A 17,023-nucleotide genomic window follows, 5' to 3' on the forward strand; every position below is an offset into this window, starting at 1 on the left:
CTTTTTTAGTATCGACTTATTAAGCCAAACAATCGATCTCAATTCTAGATGAAAATCATCACGTTAAATTGCAACGGAATTCGTTCCAGTTTGAGCAAAGGTTTGCTCGATTTTATCTGTCAGGAAAATCCCGACATTATTTGTTTCCAAGAAACTAAGGCTCCTGTCACAGAAATTGATAGAGAAGAATTTAGGAATCTGGGGTATGAAGTGCACACATGTATCGCAGAAAAACCGGGATACAGTGGAACAGCAGTTCTTACTAAATTAAAACCAAAATCGGTCACGATAGGTCTCGGTGCTGGAATTTATTCCTTGGAAGGAAGGTCCGTTTTCTTAGAATATCCCGAATTTTTTCTTTGGAACCTTTACTTTCCTTCAGGAACGAGTGGCGAGGAAAGACAAAAAATCAAATACCAATTTTTAGATTCCTTTTACGAACTAGCAAAACCCTATACTAAGAAGAAAAAACCTTTGATTGTCTGCGGGGATGTCAATATCGCCCATACAGAAATTGATATCCACAATGCAAAAGGAAACCAAAAGAGTTCGGGATTTCTACCCGAAGAAAGGGCCTGGGTTTCTAAGTTTTTGGATTTAGGTTTTTTAGATTGTTTTCGCGTGGTGCAACCGGAAGTAAAAGATGAATACTCGTGGTGGACTTATAGGTTCCAAGCCAGAAAAAACAACAAAGGATGGAGGATTGATTATTTTTTTATCACAAAATCTTCTGGGTATAAAATTGAATCTGTGACCATTGCCAAAGAACCTGTTCTTTCCGACCATGCCCCCGTGGTGATGAAAATTCAATTCACTTGACAATCCTTTTGTTTCGAGAGAGATTTTTGGCATGAAATTGGCACTTCCCTTAATCCTCTCTATTTTCAGTCTGCAATGTTCTGTCCTTGGAGTGATCCAAGACAAAATACCTATGCCTGAGTTTGAATTTGATTCTCTTTCGATAAAGAGCATTACCTTTACTGACATCACCTTAAACGTAGTGACCTCGGTGGAAAATCCTTATCCGATATCTCTTCCCAGTTCATTGCTCGATATGGATATCAAAATCGAAGGTTTAAAACTTTCACAAATTAAAACCGATTTAGGGGCCATTGAAGGTAAAAAAACAAAACAACTGCCATTGGAAGTGAAACTCAAATACACTGACTTACTCAATCTTTACAAAAAGTTTCCAAACAAACCCCTGTTAGAAGTTAGTGCAGAAGGAAATATGAAAGTGCCAATTCCCAAACAATGGCAACTTTTAGGAAAAGATTCTCTTAGTTTTCCCTTTGTGAAAAAAAAGGAAATCCCTGCTATCTTACCCAATGTTGAGATTCAAAACTTTAAAATTTTGATGCCTACCGAAGCCGATATCCTCAGTGCTTCTAATACCAATGCACTGGCAGACACTGCTACTGGATTTTTAAAAGGATTACTCGGGGGAACGAAACAACCTGCGACCTCTGCGGCAAAAGCAGGTCTTTCTGGACTTAACTTAGATTTAAATACAGAGTTTGATTTTATATTTGCTAACGAAGCTGCCTCCAACCTAAACCTAACAAATCTTAACTATGATTTAAATTTAGCAGGTGAAAAGTTCTTAAATGGAACTCCTAAGGAAATCATCAACTCAGGAAAAACTTCTACAGTAAAAGTGGCCACAAAGTTTCCCGTAACATCCATTAGTTCTTCACTCTACAAAACCATCCAATCCAAATCGGCTCAGTTTGATTTAAAAGGTGATTCTGGTTTAAAAGTTCCGTCTGTTCCAGAAACCATACCTTTCATTTATGAAAAACATGGGAACTTTAAGTGGTAATTTTTTAGAATCCGTTTCCAAAAAAAAAGATACAAGGTCTTCTGTTATAGAAGGCCTTTATTTTTTCTTCTGTAACATCTTTTTGATTTCGTCTCTCGTTTTTCCAGGATAAAGACGAATTTGGTAACTGATTAAAAACTTTGTAACGATGGGTGCTCCATCTTTAGAAAAATGTTCATAATTAAAACGGGAAGCATCATTTTGAATGATCTTTGCCACATCATTGATCCTAGGAACACGACGGTCAAAGGCAATGGATTCTAACTTTCCTGTGATAGAATTAAGTCCAATGGTAATCATCCCATCATCTACAAAACTAAGAAGATCAAATTTTTTCATTTCTTCTTTAGCAAGTTCATCTCCACCTGGGTCTGGTTTTCTCTGGATTTTATCCGTATGGCGAATCTGGCGCACCATGTAGGAATCAGAGGCAATATAAACACGAAAAAGTTCGGTAGGTAAATCGCTCTTTTTTTGAAAGAATGGAATTTCACCCGTATGGTTTTGGACTTCTTCCCCTTTTTCATTCAGGATGATTTCACCTTCTCCTCCCGGTGGAGGAAGTAAATCCTTTCCAGGAGGAAGTTCCTGAACGGATTCTCCATTGGATTGGATGGAAACGGAAGAAGTCGATTGGCAATGGATAATGACAAAAAACGAAAATACAGTGAAAAACAAAGAGAAGAATTTCATTTCGACATCAGTATTTGGCGGTTTCTCATCGTGGCAAGAATTTAAAATGAAAAGGGCAATCCCTAAATTAAATATTTTGCCAAGACTGTGGCAAGTCCGAGGAAAAAGAAAAACCCACAGACATCTGTTGTCGCAGTCACAAAAATAGAAGAAGCAATCGCAGGATCAATTCGCATACCTTTAAGGACAATAGGAACTAACGACCCAGTGAGTGATGCTACAATCATATTGACAAACATGGCAGTTCCTACCACGAACCCAAGCACAGGATTTCCTTTTACCAAAAAGATCATACATCCAGTCACAAGACCAAGAACAAGACCATTGAGAACTCCAATGGTAAATTCTTTTCTCACAGCCTCCCACCAATTTGAAATAGAAAGATCCCCAGTAGCAATATTTCGAATCACAACTGTTACCGATTGTGTTCCCGCATTTCCACCAAGACCTGCCACAATGGGCATGAGAGTGGCAAGTACTACAATCTGAGAGATGGTATCTTCAAAAAAGGCAACCACAGTGGAACTCACAAAGGCAGTGAGTAAATTGACGTTAAGCCAAACAATCCTACGTTTTACCGATTGTAAAATGGGGGTAGATAATCTTTCATCCTCTGACACCCCTGCCATTAGGAGAATGTCTTCAGAAGCTTCTTCTTCTACGATTTCTAATACATCATCAAGAGTGATCCTTCCAATGATTCGGCCCAGGTCATCTGTGACGGCGGCACTAAATAAGTCGTATTTTTTAAAGGTATTGGCAACCTCTTCCTGATCTACATCGTAATGAAACGCAAACACCGAGAAATTTGTAATTTTAGCTACTTTTGTATTAATGGGTGTTAAAAATAAATCCTTCAGAGGAATGAAACCTTCAAGTACTCCATTTTCATCGGTTACATATACTTGGTAAATATCATCAATTTCTTTGGCTTTTTTCCGAACATTGATGATCCCTTTACGCACATTATCAGTAATAGAAACTGTGGCAAAATCCTTGGACATCAGTCGTCCTGCTGAGGATTCACGAAACCCAAGTTGCGACCTGATTTCAAAACTATCGGTTTTACTTAAATTTGCTAAAACTAACTCTCGTTTAGCGCCGGGAAGATAAGAAAGAAGATAAGTGGTTTCATCTGTTTCAATATGATTCAGAGTATGGGAGATCTCATCTACAGAAAGGTTCTCTAAAAAGGACTCTAAAGTTTCCTCTTCCATTTTGATGAGTGCATAGGCTTGGTCTTCTTTAGATAAAAGACGGAAAAGGTATAATTCCTCTTCTCTTTCTAGGTCACGGAATAAGGTAACAACGTCGGCAGGGTGAGCCCCATCGAACATTTCTTTAAGTTGTTTGGATTCCTCATTGGCAATGAGGTCTTTGATTTGACCGACAAACTCATCGTAGGAATCGCTATCCCTGTCGATTTTGATACGGAATTCGGACTCTTTCTTTCTTTCTTCTTCCATAAATCAGCGGATTTCCTGAAATTTCCAATTGACGGTTATGTCGCGTAGACCATAGGCTATATCCTATGTCGGCACTAGTTCGAATTTTGAAAACGAATCTTTTTCTTCTCCTTGTTTTTTCCCAATGTGTTCTCTTTGAACCGAAAATCAGCAAGGTTCCCGACGCCTATGTGCGCGAAGAGGTCATGAATGCGGAGCAGAAAAATGCCACAAGGGTCCTCACAGATAAAATCATCAAACTGAATAACGAAGTTTCCATCCAAAGAAAGGCAAACACACTCACAGGCCAAGCCATCAAAATTTCTTTGGCAAAAGTTACCAAACACAGCGCACAGAGAGATCTTGCTCGATCCAAAGAAACCTACTTTGTATTCAAAGAAGACAGTGCCTCCTCCAAACGGTATTTAGAAGAAAGCCAGGCACACGAATTAGAAAGAGCCAAAGAAGAAACTCGTTATAAAACCTGGGTACAAAAAGAAAAAGAAGACAAAGCCTATTTGGAAATGAAAGAAGCTGCCCTCGGGGAACTCATCGCAGAACTTGAGTTAGTTCGTTCAGAAATTGCAGTAAAATTCCAAGAATCGCAAGGGAAAACACCTGCTGACCCCGAATACATCAAAAAAGAAATTTATGAGACCCAGTATGCTGAAAAAAAATCAGATGCGCGCCGTCGTGTTTCCGATTGGGAACGAGTAAAAACCGAGGCACCTAGTTTACCAAAAGTCAATTTAGAGGATAGTTTTGACGATGCGAAGTAATTTTCAAATTTTTGGTTTTTCTATCCTTTTAGTTTTTTTCTCAGTATCCACACTATCTGCGGACTGGATTTATTTCCCGTACGAATACAACCAAATCTACAAAGAAAAATATGCTTTGGAGTTGGAACTTGCTGACATTCGAAGACAACACCAAAACGAATTAAATCGTTTGGAAGAGGAAAAAAAAGAACTCCAAGTACAGAATCGTAACCTTACGGAAGATTTGGAATTAGAGAAACGCAACCGTGCCAAAGAACAGGATGAATTCTCCGACAAAATGCGTGATTACGATATGCGCCTTCGTAGTCTGGAGAAAAAGGGAACTGACAAGGAACGAATACTTGCCGATGAAAACAGGAAACGAGAGGAAAAGGACAGAGCTGACTTAGATGCACTAAAGAAAAAATTAGAAGATAAAGAACGTGAATGTTTACAAAAAGAACAGAAACTTCGCGATAATTATGAATCTAAAATTGATGAACTAAAAGAAAGAATACGTAATTTAGAAGAAGAACTGGCAAACCTACGTAAACTTACAAAAGAACAAAAAAGAGAATTGGAAAGGCTTGCCGAACAAACCAAAGAGTTTGAAGAAAAACTGGCAAAAGAAATTACCTCAGGCCAAATTCGACTCAAACGTTTTCACAACAAACTTATCATTAATATCGATGATAAAATTTCTTTTGATAGTGGTTCTTCCGAATTAAAACCAGCAATCCTTCCCGCGATCGAAAAAATCAGAGAAATCTTAGCTTCCTATCCCGAAAATTATATTGTTGTAGAAGGACATACAGACAATGTCCCTATCAAAACAAAATTTAGAAACAACTGGCATCTTTCCAGCGAACGGGCGTTATCTGTTCTGGATTATATGTTACAAAACAAAAACCTAAACCCTAAAAACTTTTCGAGTGCTGGCTATGGTGAATTTCAGCCGATAGTTCCCAATACTTCCAAAGAAAATAAAGCTCTTAACCGGAGAGTGGACATAGTGGTTGTCCCAAGAGCAACAGGCTCCCTAAATGCAAACCATGAGTAAACCTAGACCGAAACGATCGCGTTTGGTTTTATTCTTAAGCCTCTCAGGGATATTATCTTTATGTATTTTCTTTATTGAATGGATTGGTTCCAAAGAAAGTGGAAGCCTTGCGCTTTTTGCAGATGCAGGCCATATTTTTACCGACGTTTTTGCCCATCTCATTTCTTTATTCGCCCTACTCATTGCATCTAAAAAACCCACACAAAAATATCCTTTTGGATTTCATAGGTTTGAAGTTCTGGCAGCCTTTATCAATGGACTACTCCTCATTGGAATGGCCGGTTTTATTCTCTATGAAAGTTATATGCGATTTTCTAGACCAGGCCATGTGGAAGCCGATTCAATGTTGGCGTATTCACTGATTGGATTTGGTATCAATTTGATTTCGGCAGGCCTACTAGTTGGTGTGAGTAAAACTAGCCTGAACTTAAAGTCTGCTTATTTACATGTCTTAAGTGATCTTTTAGGAACTTTGGCAGTGGTGGTTGGGGCTATCATCATTCGATTTACAGGATATAAAGAAGTTGATAGTTTCCTCAGTATCATTTTAGGAATCTTTATTCTTAAAACGTCCTTCGGAATTGTAAAAGAATCTGTAGAAATATTAATTGAAGCTGATACAAGTGATTTCGATAAAGAACATCTTTTGGAACATATCCAGGTTTTAAAAGGAATTGAATCGGTTCCGCAAATTACAGTTCGTAAACTCACCTCAGGAGTATTTTCTGTCGAGTTACAGATCTTAGTTGGCAATCACTCAAATAGAGACAAAATTGTTTTGGAAATTCATAAAGTATTAAAAGAAGAATTTGGAGTTCCGTTTGTTTCTGTGGAAATTCTTTCCTCTTCCGTTAAAAAACAACTAAAAGAGATTTCAGTTAGAGAAACAGAACGAGAATTTGGCCATCACGGACATAACCATGGTCATGCACATGACCACCACCACTAAGATAAATTTCGGTTTTTCTTTTGGACTAAAGCTTTCGTGAACTGATCTTCCCATACAAAAAGTTGGTAGTCTGGGTCCACCGACTTTAAATCTTTGGGAGATTCTAAATTCCAATGTTTACAAAGTGCTAAAAGAAGTCCTTCTGTGGGATAGGGAAATCCAGATAATAAAAAGTCCGCATCAGGGTTTCCTTGACACTGAGATAAAAAATTCTCTCGCCATAGGTTCAGTTTCTTTCTCTCTTCCGCTACCAATTCATTTTCCAATGAAACTTTTTTGGTTTTTCCAATGAGTAAGGAAACAAGAGAAAGGAGCTCCTTTAACCTAAGTTCTATGCCCAATTTTCCATAATTTTCTAAAATGAGATATGAAGAATCAATGGGATATTCGCATAACGTCAGTTTCAGGTGAGTGACAAGAGGTGTAAAATCGGTATGAAAGGATTCTTCAGTGATAAACTTTTGATCATTAGGTTTTAACTCTTCACTCTGGTTTCGTATTCTTTTATTGCGCCTAACCAAATAAACTGGGTTTCCAACATCTGATTTGGTTACCCATAAGATAAAATCGGCTTCCGCCCCATTTGTGATAAAGGATTTGGTTCCTGAGAGTGTTCCGTTCACAATTGTGGAACTTAACTTACGCAGTTTGGTTTCCCAACCAGGTTCACTCACTCCCACGGCAAAAATTTTAGTTGGGTTGCCAGTCCGGAAAGCATCCCAAAACAAGTCCCAAACCCCTACTGAGTTTGTGTCCCTATTTTGATGATCGTTTTGGTTTAGGTTTTGTCCTTGGTTTTCCCGTTGGATTTGTTCCGCCTGGGATAAAATCCCACCGGCCACATTCACTTCCACCATACAAGAAAGTCCTAAAGAAACCCCTACCGGCTCTTCTGCGAGATGGGAAAGTTTCTTTTGAAATTCTAAATAGGTTTCGAGACCAAGTAGGAAACGAAAAAAACCTTCCTTAATTAGGATTGGTTTCCAGCTTCTATAAAATCCGATCTCAAGTTCTTCCCTATCTTTAGGATAAGGTGAACCAGGTTCCCCATACTTTAAAATTAAATTCTCAAGTGTTTCACTCACAAAAATTTACTTAGATTTCTTTTTAGAAAATTTGGCATCGAGAGCCTTTTCTTCTTCCAAAACTTTTTTCAGGTACTGACCAGTAAACGAACGTTTTACGGTGATTATTTCTTCTGGAGTCCCAGTGGCGATCACTTCGCCACCTCCATCCCCACCTTCCGGGCCAATGTCTATGATATAGTCTGCTGCTTTGATTACATCTAAGTTATGTTCGATGATGACCATCGAATTTCCTTTGTCTACAAGCACTTGCAAAACCGAGAGGAGTTTTTCGATGTCTTCAAAGTGAAGGCCTGTTGTTGGTTCATCTAAAATATAGAGAGTTTTGCCTGTTGGTCTTTTCGAAAGTTCAGTAGAAAGTTTGATCCTTTGCGCTTCTCCCCCAGAAAAAGTAGTGGCAGCTTGTCCCAGTTTGATGTAACCAAGTCCTACATCCATCAGAGTGTCTAGTTTTCGTTTGAGGTTTGGGATATTTTCGAAAAAAACTACAGCTTCTTCGACTGTCATATCCAAAATATCGGAGATATGTTTTCCTTTGTATTTCACCTCTAAGGTTTCACGGTTGTATCTTTTTCCCTTACAGACTTCACATTCCACATAAATATCGGGAAGGAAATGCATTTCGATTTTTAAGATTCCGTCCCCTTCACATTTTTCACAGCGCCCCCCAGCTACGTTGAAACTAAATCGCCCGGGGCCATAACCCCTAACTTTTGCTTCTTCGAGTCCACTGAATAAATCTCTTACAAATGTAAACAAACCAGTGTAAGTTGCCGGATTGGAACGAGGAGTTCTACCTATAGCCGATTGGTCAATATTGATGACTTTATCAATTTGTTCTTTGCCTAGAATTTTTTTGTGTTTTCCTGGAACAAATTTCATTCCCATCACAGAACTGGCCAGTTCCTTATAAAGGATTTCATTGATGAGAGTAGACTTTCCGGAACCGGAAACCCCTGTGACAACTGTGAGTGTCCCTAGCGGAATAGAAACTTCCACATTCTTTAGGTTGTTATGTGTAGCCCCTGTGATCTTTAAAAACTTTCCATTTCCTACACGCCGCGTTTCCGGCATGGAGATTCTTTTTTCGCCTGATAAAAACTTCCCTGTGACGGAGTGTTTGTCCTTTTTGATTTGCTCTGGGGTTCCAAAAGAAACTATCTCTCCTCCGTGCACACCTGCCCCAGGCCCCATATCCACAATGAAATCTGCCTCTTCCATGGTTTCTTTATCATGTTCTACCACAAGGACGGTATTTCCTAAGTTACGGAGGCCTTTTAAGGTTTGCACAAGTTTGGTATTGTCTCTTTGGTGAAGCCCAATGGATGGTTCGTCTAAGATATACAAAACACCCATTAGGCGAGAACCAATTTGGGTCGCAAGGCGAATCCTTTGCATTTCTCCACCAGATAGAGTTCCAGCGGCCCGGCTTAAATTCAAATACCCAACGCCCACATCATTTAAAAAATGAAGTCGTTGTAAAATCTCCTTTAAGATGGGTTTGGAGATGGTATCTTCTGCCCCTTTGTATTCAGAGGATTTGGTAAAGTCCAAGGCCTTTTCAATGGAGAAACCAGTATAGGCGTCGATTCCAATCCCTTGGACTTTGACAGCCAATGCTTCTGGGCGAAGGCGTTTTCCATGACACTCATCGCAGTCGTGATTGGTCATAAAGGATTCAAACCATTGGCGCATAGAATCTGATTTGGTTTCTTTGTAACGGCGTTTTAGGTTGGGAATCACACCTTCATAGTTTTTGGAAAATTCATAATGGGAATTGGCACCACGAAAATCATAATCAATATGAATGGATGAATCACCATGTAAAATGGTATTTCGCACTTTTTCAGGCAAATCTTTCCATGCTGTATTTAAATTGAACTTTAATTTTTTAGATAACGCTTGTATGGTGGCCATATACCAATAGGAATTGGATTTGGAGCCTCCCCAAGCCTCAATACAACCTTCTGCCAAAGAGGCTTCACGATCAGTGACAAGAAGGGATTCATCAAATTCCAAGAGGGCACCAAGACCATCACAATTGGAACAAGCACCAAAAGGTGAGTTAAAGGAAAATAATCTCGGAGTGAGTTCTGGGATACTCACATCATCACATTTCGGACAGGATAATTTTTGTGAAAAAAGATGATCCTTTTCTCCATCTTCTACAACCACAATCCCCTCGGCAGTTTTTAAGGCAGTCTCTACCGAATCTGACAACCGAGATTGGATTCCAGGTTTCATCACAATCCGGTCCACAACGATGTCGATATCGGCTTTGAAGTTTTTCTTTAAAGGAATTTCATCTTCAAGGGAATACACTTCCCCATTCACTCGCACCCGATTGAATCCTTCTTTTTTATAACGTTCGAGGACTTCTTTGTGTTCCCCTTTTTTCCCTTGGATGACAGGGGCCATAATTTGGAGTTTGGTTCCTTCGGGAAATAAATTGATTCGGTCTGTAATTTGATCCACCGAGAGACTGGAAATGGGAGTTCCACATTTAGGACAATGTGGTTTTCCTACTCGAGCATATAACAGCCGTAAATAGTCATAAATTTCAGTTACAGTTCCGACCGTGGAACGAGGGTTTCTATGGGTTGTTTTTTGTTCGATGGAGATGGCAGGGCTTAAACCCTCAATTTGGTCAACCTCTGGTTTTTCCATTTGCCCAAGAAATTGCCGGGCATAACTGGAAAGTGATTCTACATACCTTCGTTGCCCTTCCGCATAAATGGTATCGAAAGCCAACGAAGATTTTCCTGAACCGGAAAGACCAGTGATGACCACAAGTTTGTCCCTGGGGATATCAAGATTTACGTTTTTAAGGTTATGTTCACGAGCGCCACGAATACGAATAAAGGAATCCACATCGGATAGCTTGTTTTCCTCTTTCATTCTGGAAAGAATTTTAAGAAATGACGGAAGAGGATCTTACGTGTTTCGAATTCTTTTTTTAATCATTTTCCTTCCCTTCCGGCTTCTGTACCAGATTTACCTACGTCTAAGCCTAATTTTTCAGTCGGGTCGTGAAGTGTTTGAACTGGAATTCCCTGCTGTTTTTGAAGATTCATACAAATCCTATTTTGTCAAAAAATTGCAGGGGAAAGAGGAAACAGTCACTAGACTGGAACTTCTCATCCTCTTAAAACTCATCCAAAAAAACGGAAAAATCAAAACTCTCGATATTTTTTTGCCACCACTCGAATGGACTCTTTCGGAATTTTATGAAGTCAGAAACCAAATCCTTTCCATAAAGGAATCTGGAAAAACAGTAAGGATCTTTGCCAAGGAAGGTGGGGTTGGTACTTTACTTCTCCTCACAGCGGCCACAGAAAAATATTTGGCTCCTGAATCAGAATTTATGGTTTTACTTCCGAGCGCCGAACCCATGTTTTTTGGTAAATTTTTAAAAACCTGGGGAATTGAAGTCCAAGCCTTTGCATCCGGACCTTATAAATCTTTTGCTGAAAGTTTCACTAGAGGAGAATTTTCAAAAGAGGCAAAAAAGAATTTAGAAACTCTCATATTGGATTTAAGAAAAGTATTACTTTCTGCCCTTACCAATGGAGAGAAGTCCTTAGAATCTTTATTTTACAAACCAATCCTTTCGGCAGACGAACTTTTGTCAGCTGGTGTCATTACAGGAATCAAATCAGAAAATGAATTTTCTTCTGAAGATAGAAAATTGTTTTCTGCCAATTATCCTAACCTCCATCATTCTATAAAAGAATTCAAGATCCTTCCCAAACGAAAAGCGGAAGTGGTTATCCTTCCCTTAGAAGGAGGGATTACCGGCGGAGATTATCTCCATAAAAATAGAGAAAACGGTAAAATCGAAGCTTTCTCTCTAATCCCCAATTTAAAAGCCCTGGCAGAAGATAAAAAAATAAAAGCCGTTATTTTAGAAATTTCTTCACCCGGTGGGTCTGCCTTTTATTCCGAACAAATCCATCAGGAAATTATGGAGTTGAAAAAAACTAAAATCGTCACTGCTTACTTCAAAGACACAGTAGCCAGTGGTGGGTATTACCTTGGTTCGGCGGTGGATCATATCACAGCCTCTCCAGTTTGTATCACAGGTTCCATTGGAGCGGTGAGTATCCGGGCCAACTTACAGAAGTTATACAAAAAATTCCAATTAAATAAAGAAGCAGTTGGATTCTATCCATTCCGCGACATCCATTCCGAGTTTCAACCCCTCTCCAAACAAAGTGTACAATATTTGGAATCCCAAATCAAAAAAACCGAAGGTCTATTTTACCGCCGAGTTTCCGAAGGAAGGAAAATTCCTTTGGAAGAGATGCCAAAAATTGGAATGGGCCGCGTGTATTTACCGACTGTAGAAAACAGAATTGTCGATTCTCTTGGTGGACTTTTGGATGCGGTTCATGAAGTCAAAGAAAGGTTAGGTGGAAAACCCATCATCTTAACCGAGGAACTCCCGGCTTATAATTTGAAAAATAAAATCCCAATCCTTGGGGGACTAATGGCAGAACTAAAATTTCTAGAATCTTTTAATGAAGTATCACTGTTAAGTCCCGTGCGACTTTTTTGGAAAAATAGAAAGTAAATTTTGTTTTAATTTCTACGGGAGGCTTTTTCGAGCCGGTTTCGTAAACCCTCCCACCCTCTGCCCAGTTTCGGTGTTTCACAAATAATGGTTTGGATTTTAGATAGATCACAGGCCTCAAAAAAAGCATAGAGTTTGGACGCATACTCTTCGTTTGTCGACACAAGAGAAAAATGATCGAATTTCGAAAGCCCTTCTTTACTTTTGGCAACGGCTTCCTTTGTTTCGGAAAAAAGATTTCCTTTCCCTAGTTTGTCAGCGATAGAAAATCCAATCCAAGCCGTATCTTTGGGATCAAATCCTACCTCTAAACTATGGATAAATTCATCTCTGGAAGCCAAAATCACTTGGGCTGAGGGTGCATAGTGTTTGTATTTGGTTCCTGGACTTAAAGGGACATGGGAAACAGACAGGACGGGTAAAGTTTCGAAAAGATTCGGAACCACAAGGTCGGGAAGGAGAGTTTTTAACTCTTCGGATTCAATGGATCCAGGTCGGAGAAGCGTTGGATGTTCTCCCACTAAACTCACCACTGTGGATTCAATTCCGAAACTAGGTTCTTCCTCAATTAAGATTCCATCCACCTTTCCTTCAAAGTATCGCACAACATCCGTTAGTTTGGTAAGAGAAGGTCGACCGGATAGATTGGCAGAAGGTGCAGATACGGGTCCACCGGTCAGTCTAATCCATTCGCGGATGACAGGATTTTTTGGAATTCGCACCGCAAGAGTATCCAATTCCTTAGGAAATAACGATTTGTCTTTTTTAGGTAGAATGAGAGTGAGTGGTCCCGGTGAAAATTTTTCTAATAACTTTCGACCGAGATTCCCTAACACGCAGGACTCTTCAATGGCTTCAATCGAAGGAAAATGGGCAATCAGGGGATTGTCTTTGGGTCTACCTTTGATTTCATATACCCGAAGACAGGCCGCTTCGTTTTTAGTAGAGGCTCCAATCCCATAAACTGTTTCTGTGGGAAAGATCACTACCTTTCCCTCTTGGATGAGGTTCGCAAGCAAACGTACATCCGAAGAGATTAAGGTTTTCATTTTAAAACTTTTTTGTTTTTGATTTGGATTTGGATTCTGATACTTTTAATGTTTCTTTTGTATCATTGGCGGGAACTGCCGTATCTTCTTTTGGTTCTTCTTCCTCTTTTGCTTTTTCTACAGGAGGAAGTTGGCCTTGGACTAGTTTACTCAAATACACATTGATTTCAGGATCATTGTCAGTCACAAGTTGCCAAAAAGAAAATCCCCCTAAATCGTATTTTCGTAGAAGTGTCATTTTTTCTTCAAAGGCTTTTCGGTTCATATAAAAAGCCACACGATCACATCCCCCACTGGTATACCAAAGAGAAGGATCTTCGTAAGCGCGGTTTTTATGAATGTCTGAAAACTTAGATAAATTTCTCCAACTTGCCACCTTGTTTTCTTCGTTTAAGATACGATTGATGTCAGTAGGTTGGCGATTTTTATGTGTCCCTGCCTTGATCCTTTGGGCATCGGAATGATAGATGGCTTTGGCAGAGGATTTACAATTTAGTGCCCAGTCATAACCATAAGTAGGAATCGCCATATAAAGTTTATGTGTTGGCACTCTCTTTTTCGCATAAGTGATAATGTCTTTCAACCAAACATTCGGTGCTTGGGGGCCTGGACCTGGGTTATGGTACTTTCTTGGATGGAGTTCATAAGCCATAATTTTGACTCGGTCTGCGTGTTTAGCAAGGAAAGCATAATCATGGGTGGTAGGTCCTCTCCAATTTTCACGGAAGTCTAGTGCTATTGGTTTTGATAAACCTCGGCATTGGAGTTCCTTCTTTTTACTTTTTTCCGCAGGAGTTTTGGGGTGCACTGCAACCGAAATGAGTTTTCCTTTTTTATGAACTTCACGAGCAAGGAGAACAAAGAACTCTTCAAACTTTTCTTTTTTATCGCAAGACATCCCTTCATAATCGATATCGATCCCGTCATAACCATAAGTCATAATTTCATTTACTATGACTTGGATGTGGTGGTCACGGATGTCGTTACGTCCCCCCATCCCAATATTTTCTTGGATTTTTTCTTTTGGATTTTCCCAACGAAAGATGGTCGGAATGATTTTAACTTTCGGATTGAGTGCACGAAGTTCCTGTACTCGTTCTTTTCTAGAAGAACTGGACCAACTAGAAATAAGTTCCCCATTATTGGAAAGCCCACCTTTCATCGTATAAATAAAGGGATGTATTTCATTGTAAAGATGGACTGTCTTTTTCATAGCTGTCCAATCAGTGGACCAAGCAGAGGAACGGAAACTTACGTTATCATCAGGAACAAAACCAGGAAGTTCCACAGATTCCTCTGGGGTATCGGTGTTTGTTTGGTATTCAGTGTTTTCCTTGGTTTCCATCTCGGATGGAGTTCCGAGAGAAGGAGTGGATGCTTCTACAACACTAGGGTTTGCATTTCCAGCTTTGGCAGTGTCTTTTAAAACAAGAGCCGTTCCATCATTTTGGATCAGATTCATTCCTAAATAAAAGGAGATCGCAGAAAGAAACACCCAAGAGGCAAATAAAAGTGTATATTTAGCTGCATTGGACAGCGGACGTTTGGGTGTGGATGGGTTTTCGAATTCGGACATAAATTACTTCTAGTATGATTATCGTTCCTATAATAAAAAAAGAGTAGAGAATATTAAAAGAACTCACTATCTATTTCTCATCCCATAATTTTTTAGCCAGGAATCTCTCCTAGTCGAAATTAAAAAGAAAGGAAAAAGATAGTATGCATCTTCTCAAACAAAAACCGGTGATTCTTTATACGGTTCTTCTTAGTTTTTTTCTCACCTTTCTCCTTCTTGCCGAACTCACAGGTAGTAAATTATTTTTTGCCTTCGGGTTTACCATGACAATGGGGGTTATCCCTTTTCCTGTTACCTTTATCATCACAGATCTTCTGAACGAATATTATGGTCGCAAAGTCGTTCGTGCCACGACCTTTCTTGGGATGGTAATGATTGGTTTTGCTTACCTTCTGATCGTGATCGATATCCAAATTCCGGCAAGTCCTGAGTCACCCATCGATGATGCTTCTTTCGAACGAGTATTTGCCAATTCCGGTCTTGTGATCCTCGGCTCCATCATTGCTTATGTGATTGGCCAGATGATTGACCTCCATACCTTTCATTTTCTTCGTAAAAAAACAGGAGGTAAACATATCTGGCTTCGGGCCACAGGTTCCACTGTCATTTCCCAACTGATTGACTCCTATGTGGTCATCTTCATAGCCCTTGGAAAATACCATCCAGTTTCCAAACTTGTCTCCATAGCCAATACAAATTTTCTATATAAATTGGGAGTGGCCATCCTCATCACACCACTTCTTTATGGCATCCATATCTACATTGATCGTTATTTAGGAGAAACATTGAAAAAACAAATGTTTAAAGCGGCTATGGAAGAGGAAGGTTTGGAGTCCACCATCCAACCAGGGTAAGTAAATACAATGTTTCAACCAAGAATTGAAAGATTAAAATCCATTTTAGGAAATGTCCCTGCCAATATTGGCCACCGGGGGGCTAGGGGCCTGGCACCAGAAAACACCCTTGTTTCTTTTCTTGTGGGAGCTGAATCCACGAGTTTTTTTGAATTGGATACCATGCTTTGTGCTTCTGGGGAACTTGTGGTCATCCATGACTTTACTGTGGATCGTACGACAGACGGTGAAGGAAAAGTCTCTGAATATAAATACCGCGACTTAGCAGAACTGGATGCGGGGAGTTTTTTTGACGAAGCCTTTGAAGGGGAACAAATTCCTACACTCTCCCAAGTGATCCAAACTCTTCCCGAGAACACAGTCTTTGATATTGAAATGAAAAGTGTAGGAAACCCAGAAGAAAGAAAGACCCTGGCCCTTGCACTTGTGAAACTCATTCGAAAATGGAATTTAACAAACCGAATCTGGGTGAGTAGTTTTGATTGGGATCTAGTGGATCTAATCAGAAAGGAAGAACCAGAAGTATTACGTGGACTTCTTTTAGAAAAAGGAGATTCGCTAAACAAGAATTATATGGACTATGAACCAGATTTGATCCTACCACACTTTTCTGCCTGTTCTAAGGCATTTGTAGAGGAACTTAAGGAAAAATCTCTTTTGGTGATTCCTTATACACCCAATACGGAAGAAGAATGGAAGGAACTCCTTATGGCAGGAGTCGCAGGTCTTATCACAGATTATCCTGACCGATTGGCAACTTACTTAGAATCTACAAAATAAATCCAAACCCAGTTTCCCCAGGGATCTTCCCATAAGGAATAATTCTTCTCTGGCACTTTTTGGACTAACTTTAAATCAGAAAACTGGGGGTGGTTCTTTATGGAGTGATCACAACGAATGGTGATGGTTCCTGGGCGTACAGGGCAATGTTCTGTATTTTTAGAAAAGACTAGAGTTTCTCCTGACTTAAGTTTCAATTCTGAATGCCCAAAACTTTCTTTTAGAACTGTCGCTCCTAAAAACGATTGGTAAAACCGAGCGGGAAGAGTTGTATTTTCTCCTCCGTCTAAGTTGTAAGAATAAAATTGTAAATCCAATGTTCCCCCGGTTTCCCTCTATATTTTCCTATTTCTTATTTTTTACTGTATCTTTTATAGCA

At 39.6% G+C, this 17,023-nt stretch carries 15 protein-coding genes; 8 read left to right on the forward strand and 7 right to left on the reverse strand.

The features are described 5' to 3' along the window. Positions 1-48: 48 nt before the first annotated feature. On the forward strand, positions 49-819 hold the full coding sequence (locus EHR07_RS00050; RefSeq protein ID WP_135743178.1) for an exodeoxyribonuclease III: 771 nt from the start codon (positions 49-51) through the stop codon (positions 817-819). Between the two features lie 31 nt (positions 820-850). Then, positions 851-1,822, forward strand: coding sequence for an LEA/WHy family protein (locus tag EHR07_RS00055; protein WP_135743179.1), 972 nt, complete (start codon positions 851-853; stop codon positions 1,820-1,822). Between the two features lie 57 nt (positions 1,823-1,879). Here the strand turns inward: EHR07_RS00055 and EHR07_RS00060 are convergent, their stop codons facing one another. Together EHR07_RS00060 and mgtE are read right to left on the reverse strand one after the other, a co-directional pair. After that, positions 1,880-2,515 (reverse strand): LA_2219 family laminin/E-cadherin/plasminogen-binding protein, encoded by a 636-nt coding sequence (locus EHR07_RS00060; RefSeq protein WP_135743180.1) that lies wholly within the window; start codon positions 2,513-2,515, stop codon positions 1,880-1,882. Between the two features lie 62 nt (positions 2,516-2,577). After that, a complete protein-coding gene (gene mgtE / locus EHR07_RS00065) occupies positions 2,578-3,981 on the reverse strand; it encodes a magnesium transporter (RefSeq protein ID WP_135743181.1) in 1,404 nt (467 codons plus the stop codon). 65 nt (positions 3,982-4,046) lie between these two features. On the opposite strand from mgtE, the gene EHR07_RS00070 reads away from it, so the two are divergent. The 3 genes from EHR07_RS00070 to EHR07_RS00080 are packed head-to-tail and all read left to right on the forward strand — an operon-like array spanning position 4,047 to position 6,727. Beyond that, positions 4,047-4,739, forward strand: a complete 693-nt coding sequence (locus EHR07_RS00070; protein WP_135743182.1) for a hypothetical protein — start codon at positions 4,047-4,049, stop codon at positions 4,737-4,739. After that, positions 4,729-5,778, forward strand: a complete 1,050-nt coding sequence (locus EHR07_RS00075; RefSeq protein ID WP_135743183.1) for an OmpA family protein — start codon at positions 4,729-4,731, stop codon at positions 5,776-5,778. The genes EHR07_RS00070 and EHR07_RS00075 overlap by 11 nt, the downstream gene beginning before the upstream one ends. Beyond that, on the forward strand, positions 5,771-6,727 hold the full coding sequence (locus tag EHR07_RS00080) for a cation diffusion facilitator family transporter (protein ID WP_135743184.1): 957 nt from the start codon (positions 5,771-5,773) through the stop codon (positions 6,725-6,727). The genes EHR07_RS00075 and EHR07_RS00080 overlap by 8 nt, the downstream gene beginning before the upstream one ends. On the opposite strand, the gene EHR07_RS00085 is transcribed toward EHR07_RS00080, so the two are convergent. Both EHR07_RS00085 and uvrA read right to left on the reverse strand, forming a co-directional pair. Then, positions 6,724-7,812 carry an acyl-CoA dehydrogenase middle domain-containing protein gene (locus EHR07_RS00085; RefSeq protein WP_135743185.1) on the reverse strand — a complete coding sequence of 363 codons (1,089 nt, stop codon included), beginning with the start codon at positions 7,810-7,812 and terminating at the stop codon, positions 6,724-6,726. The two genes, EHR07_RS00080 and EHR07_RS00085, sit on opposite strands and share 4 nt — an antisense overlap. 6 nt (positions 7,813-7,818) lie before the next feature. Next, positions 7,819-10,710: an excinuclease ABC subunit UvrA gene (gene uvrA / locus EHR07_RS00090; RefSeq protein WP_135743186.1), complete on the reverse strand. Its 2,892-nt coding sequence runs from the start codon at positions 10,708-10,710 to the stop codon at positions 7,819-7,821. Between the two features lie 40 nt (positions 10,711-10,750). Here uvrA and EHR07_RS00095 point away from each other — a divergent pair, with 40 nt between their 5' ends. Further along, the gene (locus EHR07_RS00095; RefSeq protein WP_135743187.1) at positions 10,751-12,385 is read left to right on the forward strand and encodes a S49 family peptidase; all 1,635 of its coding nucleotides are present in this window, start codon (positions 10,751-10,753) and stop codon (positions 12,383-12,385) included. 8 nt (positions 12,386-12,393) lie between these two features. Here EHR07_RS00095 and EHR07_RS00100 read toward each other — a convergent pair whose 3' ends face one another. Next, positions 12,394-13,434 carry an L-threonylcarbamoyladenylate synthase gene (locus EHR07_RS00100; protein WP_135743188.1) on the reverse strand — a complete coding sequence of 347 codons (1,041 nt, stop codon included), beginning with the start codon at positions 13,432-13,434 and terminating at the stop codon, positions 12,394-12,396. Between the two features lies 1 nt (position 13,435). Next, the gene (locus tag EHR07_RS00105; protein ID WP_135743189.1) at positions 13,436-15,010 is read right to left on the reverse strand and encodes a glycosyl hydrolase family 18 protein; all 1,575 of its coding nucleotides are present in this window, start codon (positions 15,008-15,010) and stop codon (positions 13,436-13,438) included. Positions 15,011-15,153: 143 nt separating this feature from the next. Between EHR07_RS00105 and EHR07_RS00110 the strand changes: the two genes are divergently transcribed. Further along, positions 15,154-15,864 (forward strand): queuosine precursor transporter, encoded by a 711-nt coding sequence (locus EHR07_RS00110; protein WP_135743190.1) that lies wholly within the window; start codon positions 15,154-15,156, stop codon positions 15,862-15,864. 9 nt (positions 15,865-15,873) lie between these two features. After that, entirely contained in the window at positions 15,874-16,644 is a 771-nt protein-coding gene (locus EHR07_RS00115; RefSeq protein WP_135743191.1) for a glycerophosphodiester phosphodiesterase, read from the forward strand. On the opposite strand, the gene EHR07_RS00120 is transcribed toward EHR07_RS00115, so the two are convergent. Beyond that, positions 16,623-16,961 carry a VOC family protein gene (locus EHR07_RS00120; protein WP_135743192.1) on the reverse strand — a complete coding sequence of 113 codons (339 nt, stop codon included), beginning with the start codon at positions 16,959-16,961 and terminating at the stop codon, positions 16,623-16,625. The two genes, EHR07_RS00115 and EHR07_RS00120, sit on opposite strands and share 22 nt — an antisense overlap. Between the last annotated feature and the right edge of the window lie 62 nt (positions 16,962-17,023).

Origin of the sequence: Leptospira bandrabouensis (genome assembly GCF_004770905.1) — a bacterium.
GTDB classification, from domain to species: domain Bacteria; phylum Spirochaetota; class Leptospiria; order Leptospirales; family Leptospiraceae; genus Leptospira_A; species Leptospira_A bandrabouensis.

Excerpts from the sequence above, each read along its gene's own strand:
- EHR07_RS00055 (WP_135743179.1), top strand. The coding sequence starts at position 851 with ATGAAATTGGCACTTCCCTTAATCCTCTCTATTTTCAGTCTGCAATGT.
- EHR07_RS00105 (WP_135743189.1), bottom strand. The coding sequence starts at position 15,010 with ATGTCCGAATTCGAAAACCCATCCACACCCAAACGTCCGCTGTCCAAT.
- EHR07_RS00075 (WP_135743183.1), top strand. The coding sequence starts at position 4,729 with ATGCGAAGTAATTTTCAAATTTTTGGTTTTTCTATCCTTTTAGTTTTT.
- EHR07_RS00070 (WP_135743182.1), top strand. The coding sequence starts at position 4,047 with ATGTCGGCACTAGTTCGAATTTTGAAAACGAATCTTTTTCTTCTCCTT.
- uvrA (WP_135743186.1), bottom strand. The coding sequence starts at position 10,710 with ATGAAAGAGGAAAACAAGCTATCCGATGTGGATTCCTTTATTCGTATT.
- EHR07_RS00100 (WP_135743188.1), bottom strand. The coding sequence starts at position 13,434 with ATGAAAACCTTAATCTCTTCGGATGTACGTTTGCTTGCGAACCTCATC.
- EHR07_RS00080 (WP_135743184.1), top strand. The coding sequence starts at position 5,771 with ATGAGTAAACCTAGACCGAAACGATCGCGTTTGGTTTTATTCTTAAGC.
- EHR07_RS00115 (WP_135743191.1), top strand. The coding sequence starts at position 15,874 with ATGTTTCAACCAAGAATTGAAAGATTAAAATCCATTTTAGGAAATGTC.
- mgtE (WP_135743181.1), bottom strand. The coding sequence starts at position 3,981 with ATGGAAGAAGAAAGAAAGAAAGAGTCCGAATTCCGTATCAAAATCGAC.
- EHR07_RS00060 (WP_135743180.1), bottom strand. The coding sequence starts at position 2,515 with ATGAAATTCTTCTCTTTGTTTTTCACTGTATTTTCGTTTTTTGTCATT.
- EHR07_RS00110 (WP_135743190.1), top strand. The coding sequence starts at position 15,154 with ATGCATCTTCTCAAACAAAAACCGGTGATTCTTTATACGGTTCTTCTT.
- EHR07_RS00050 (WP_135743178.1), top strand. The coding sequence starts at position 49 with ATGAAAATCATCACGTTAAATTGCAACGGAATTCGTTCCAGTTTGAGC.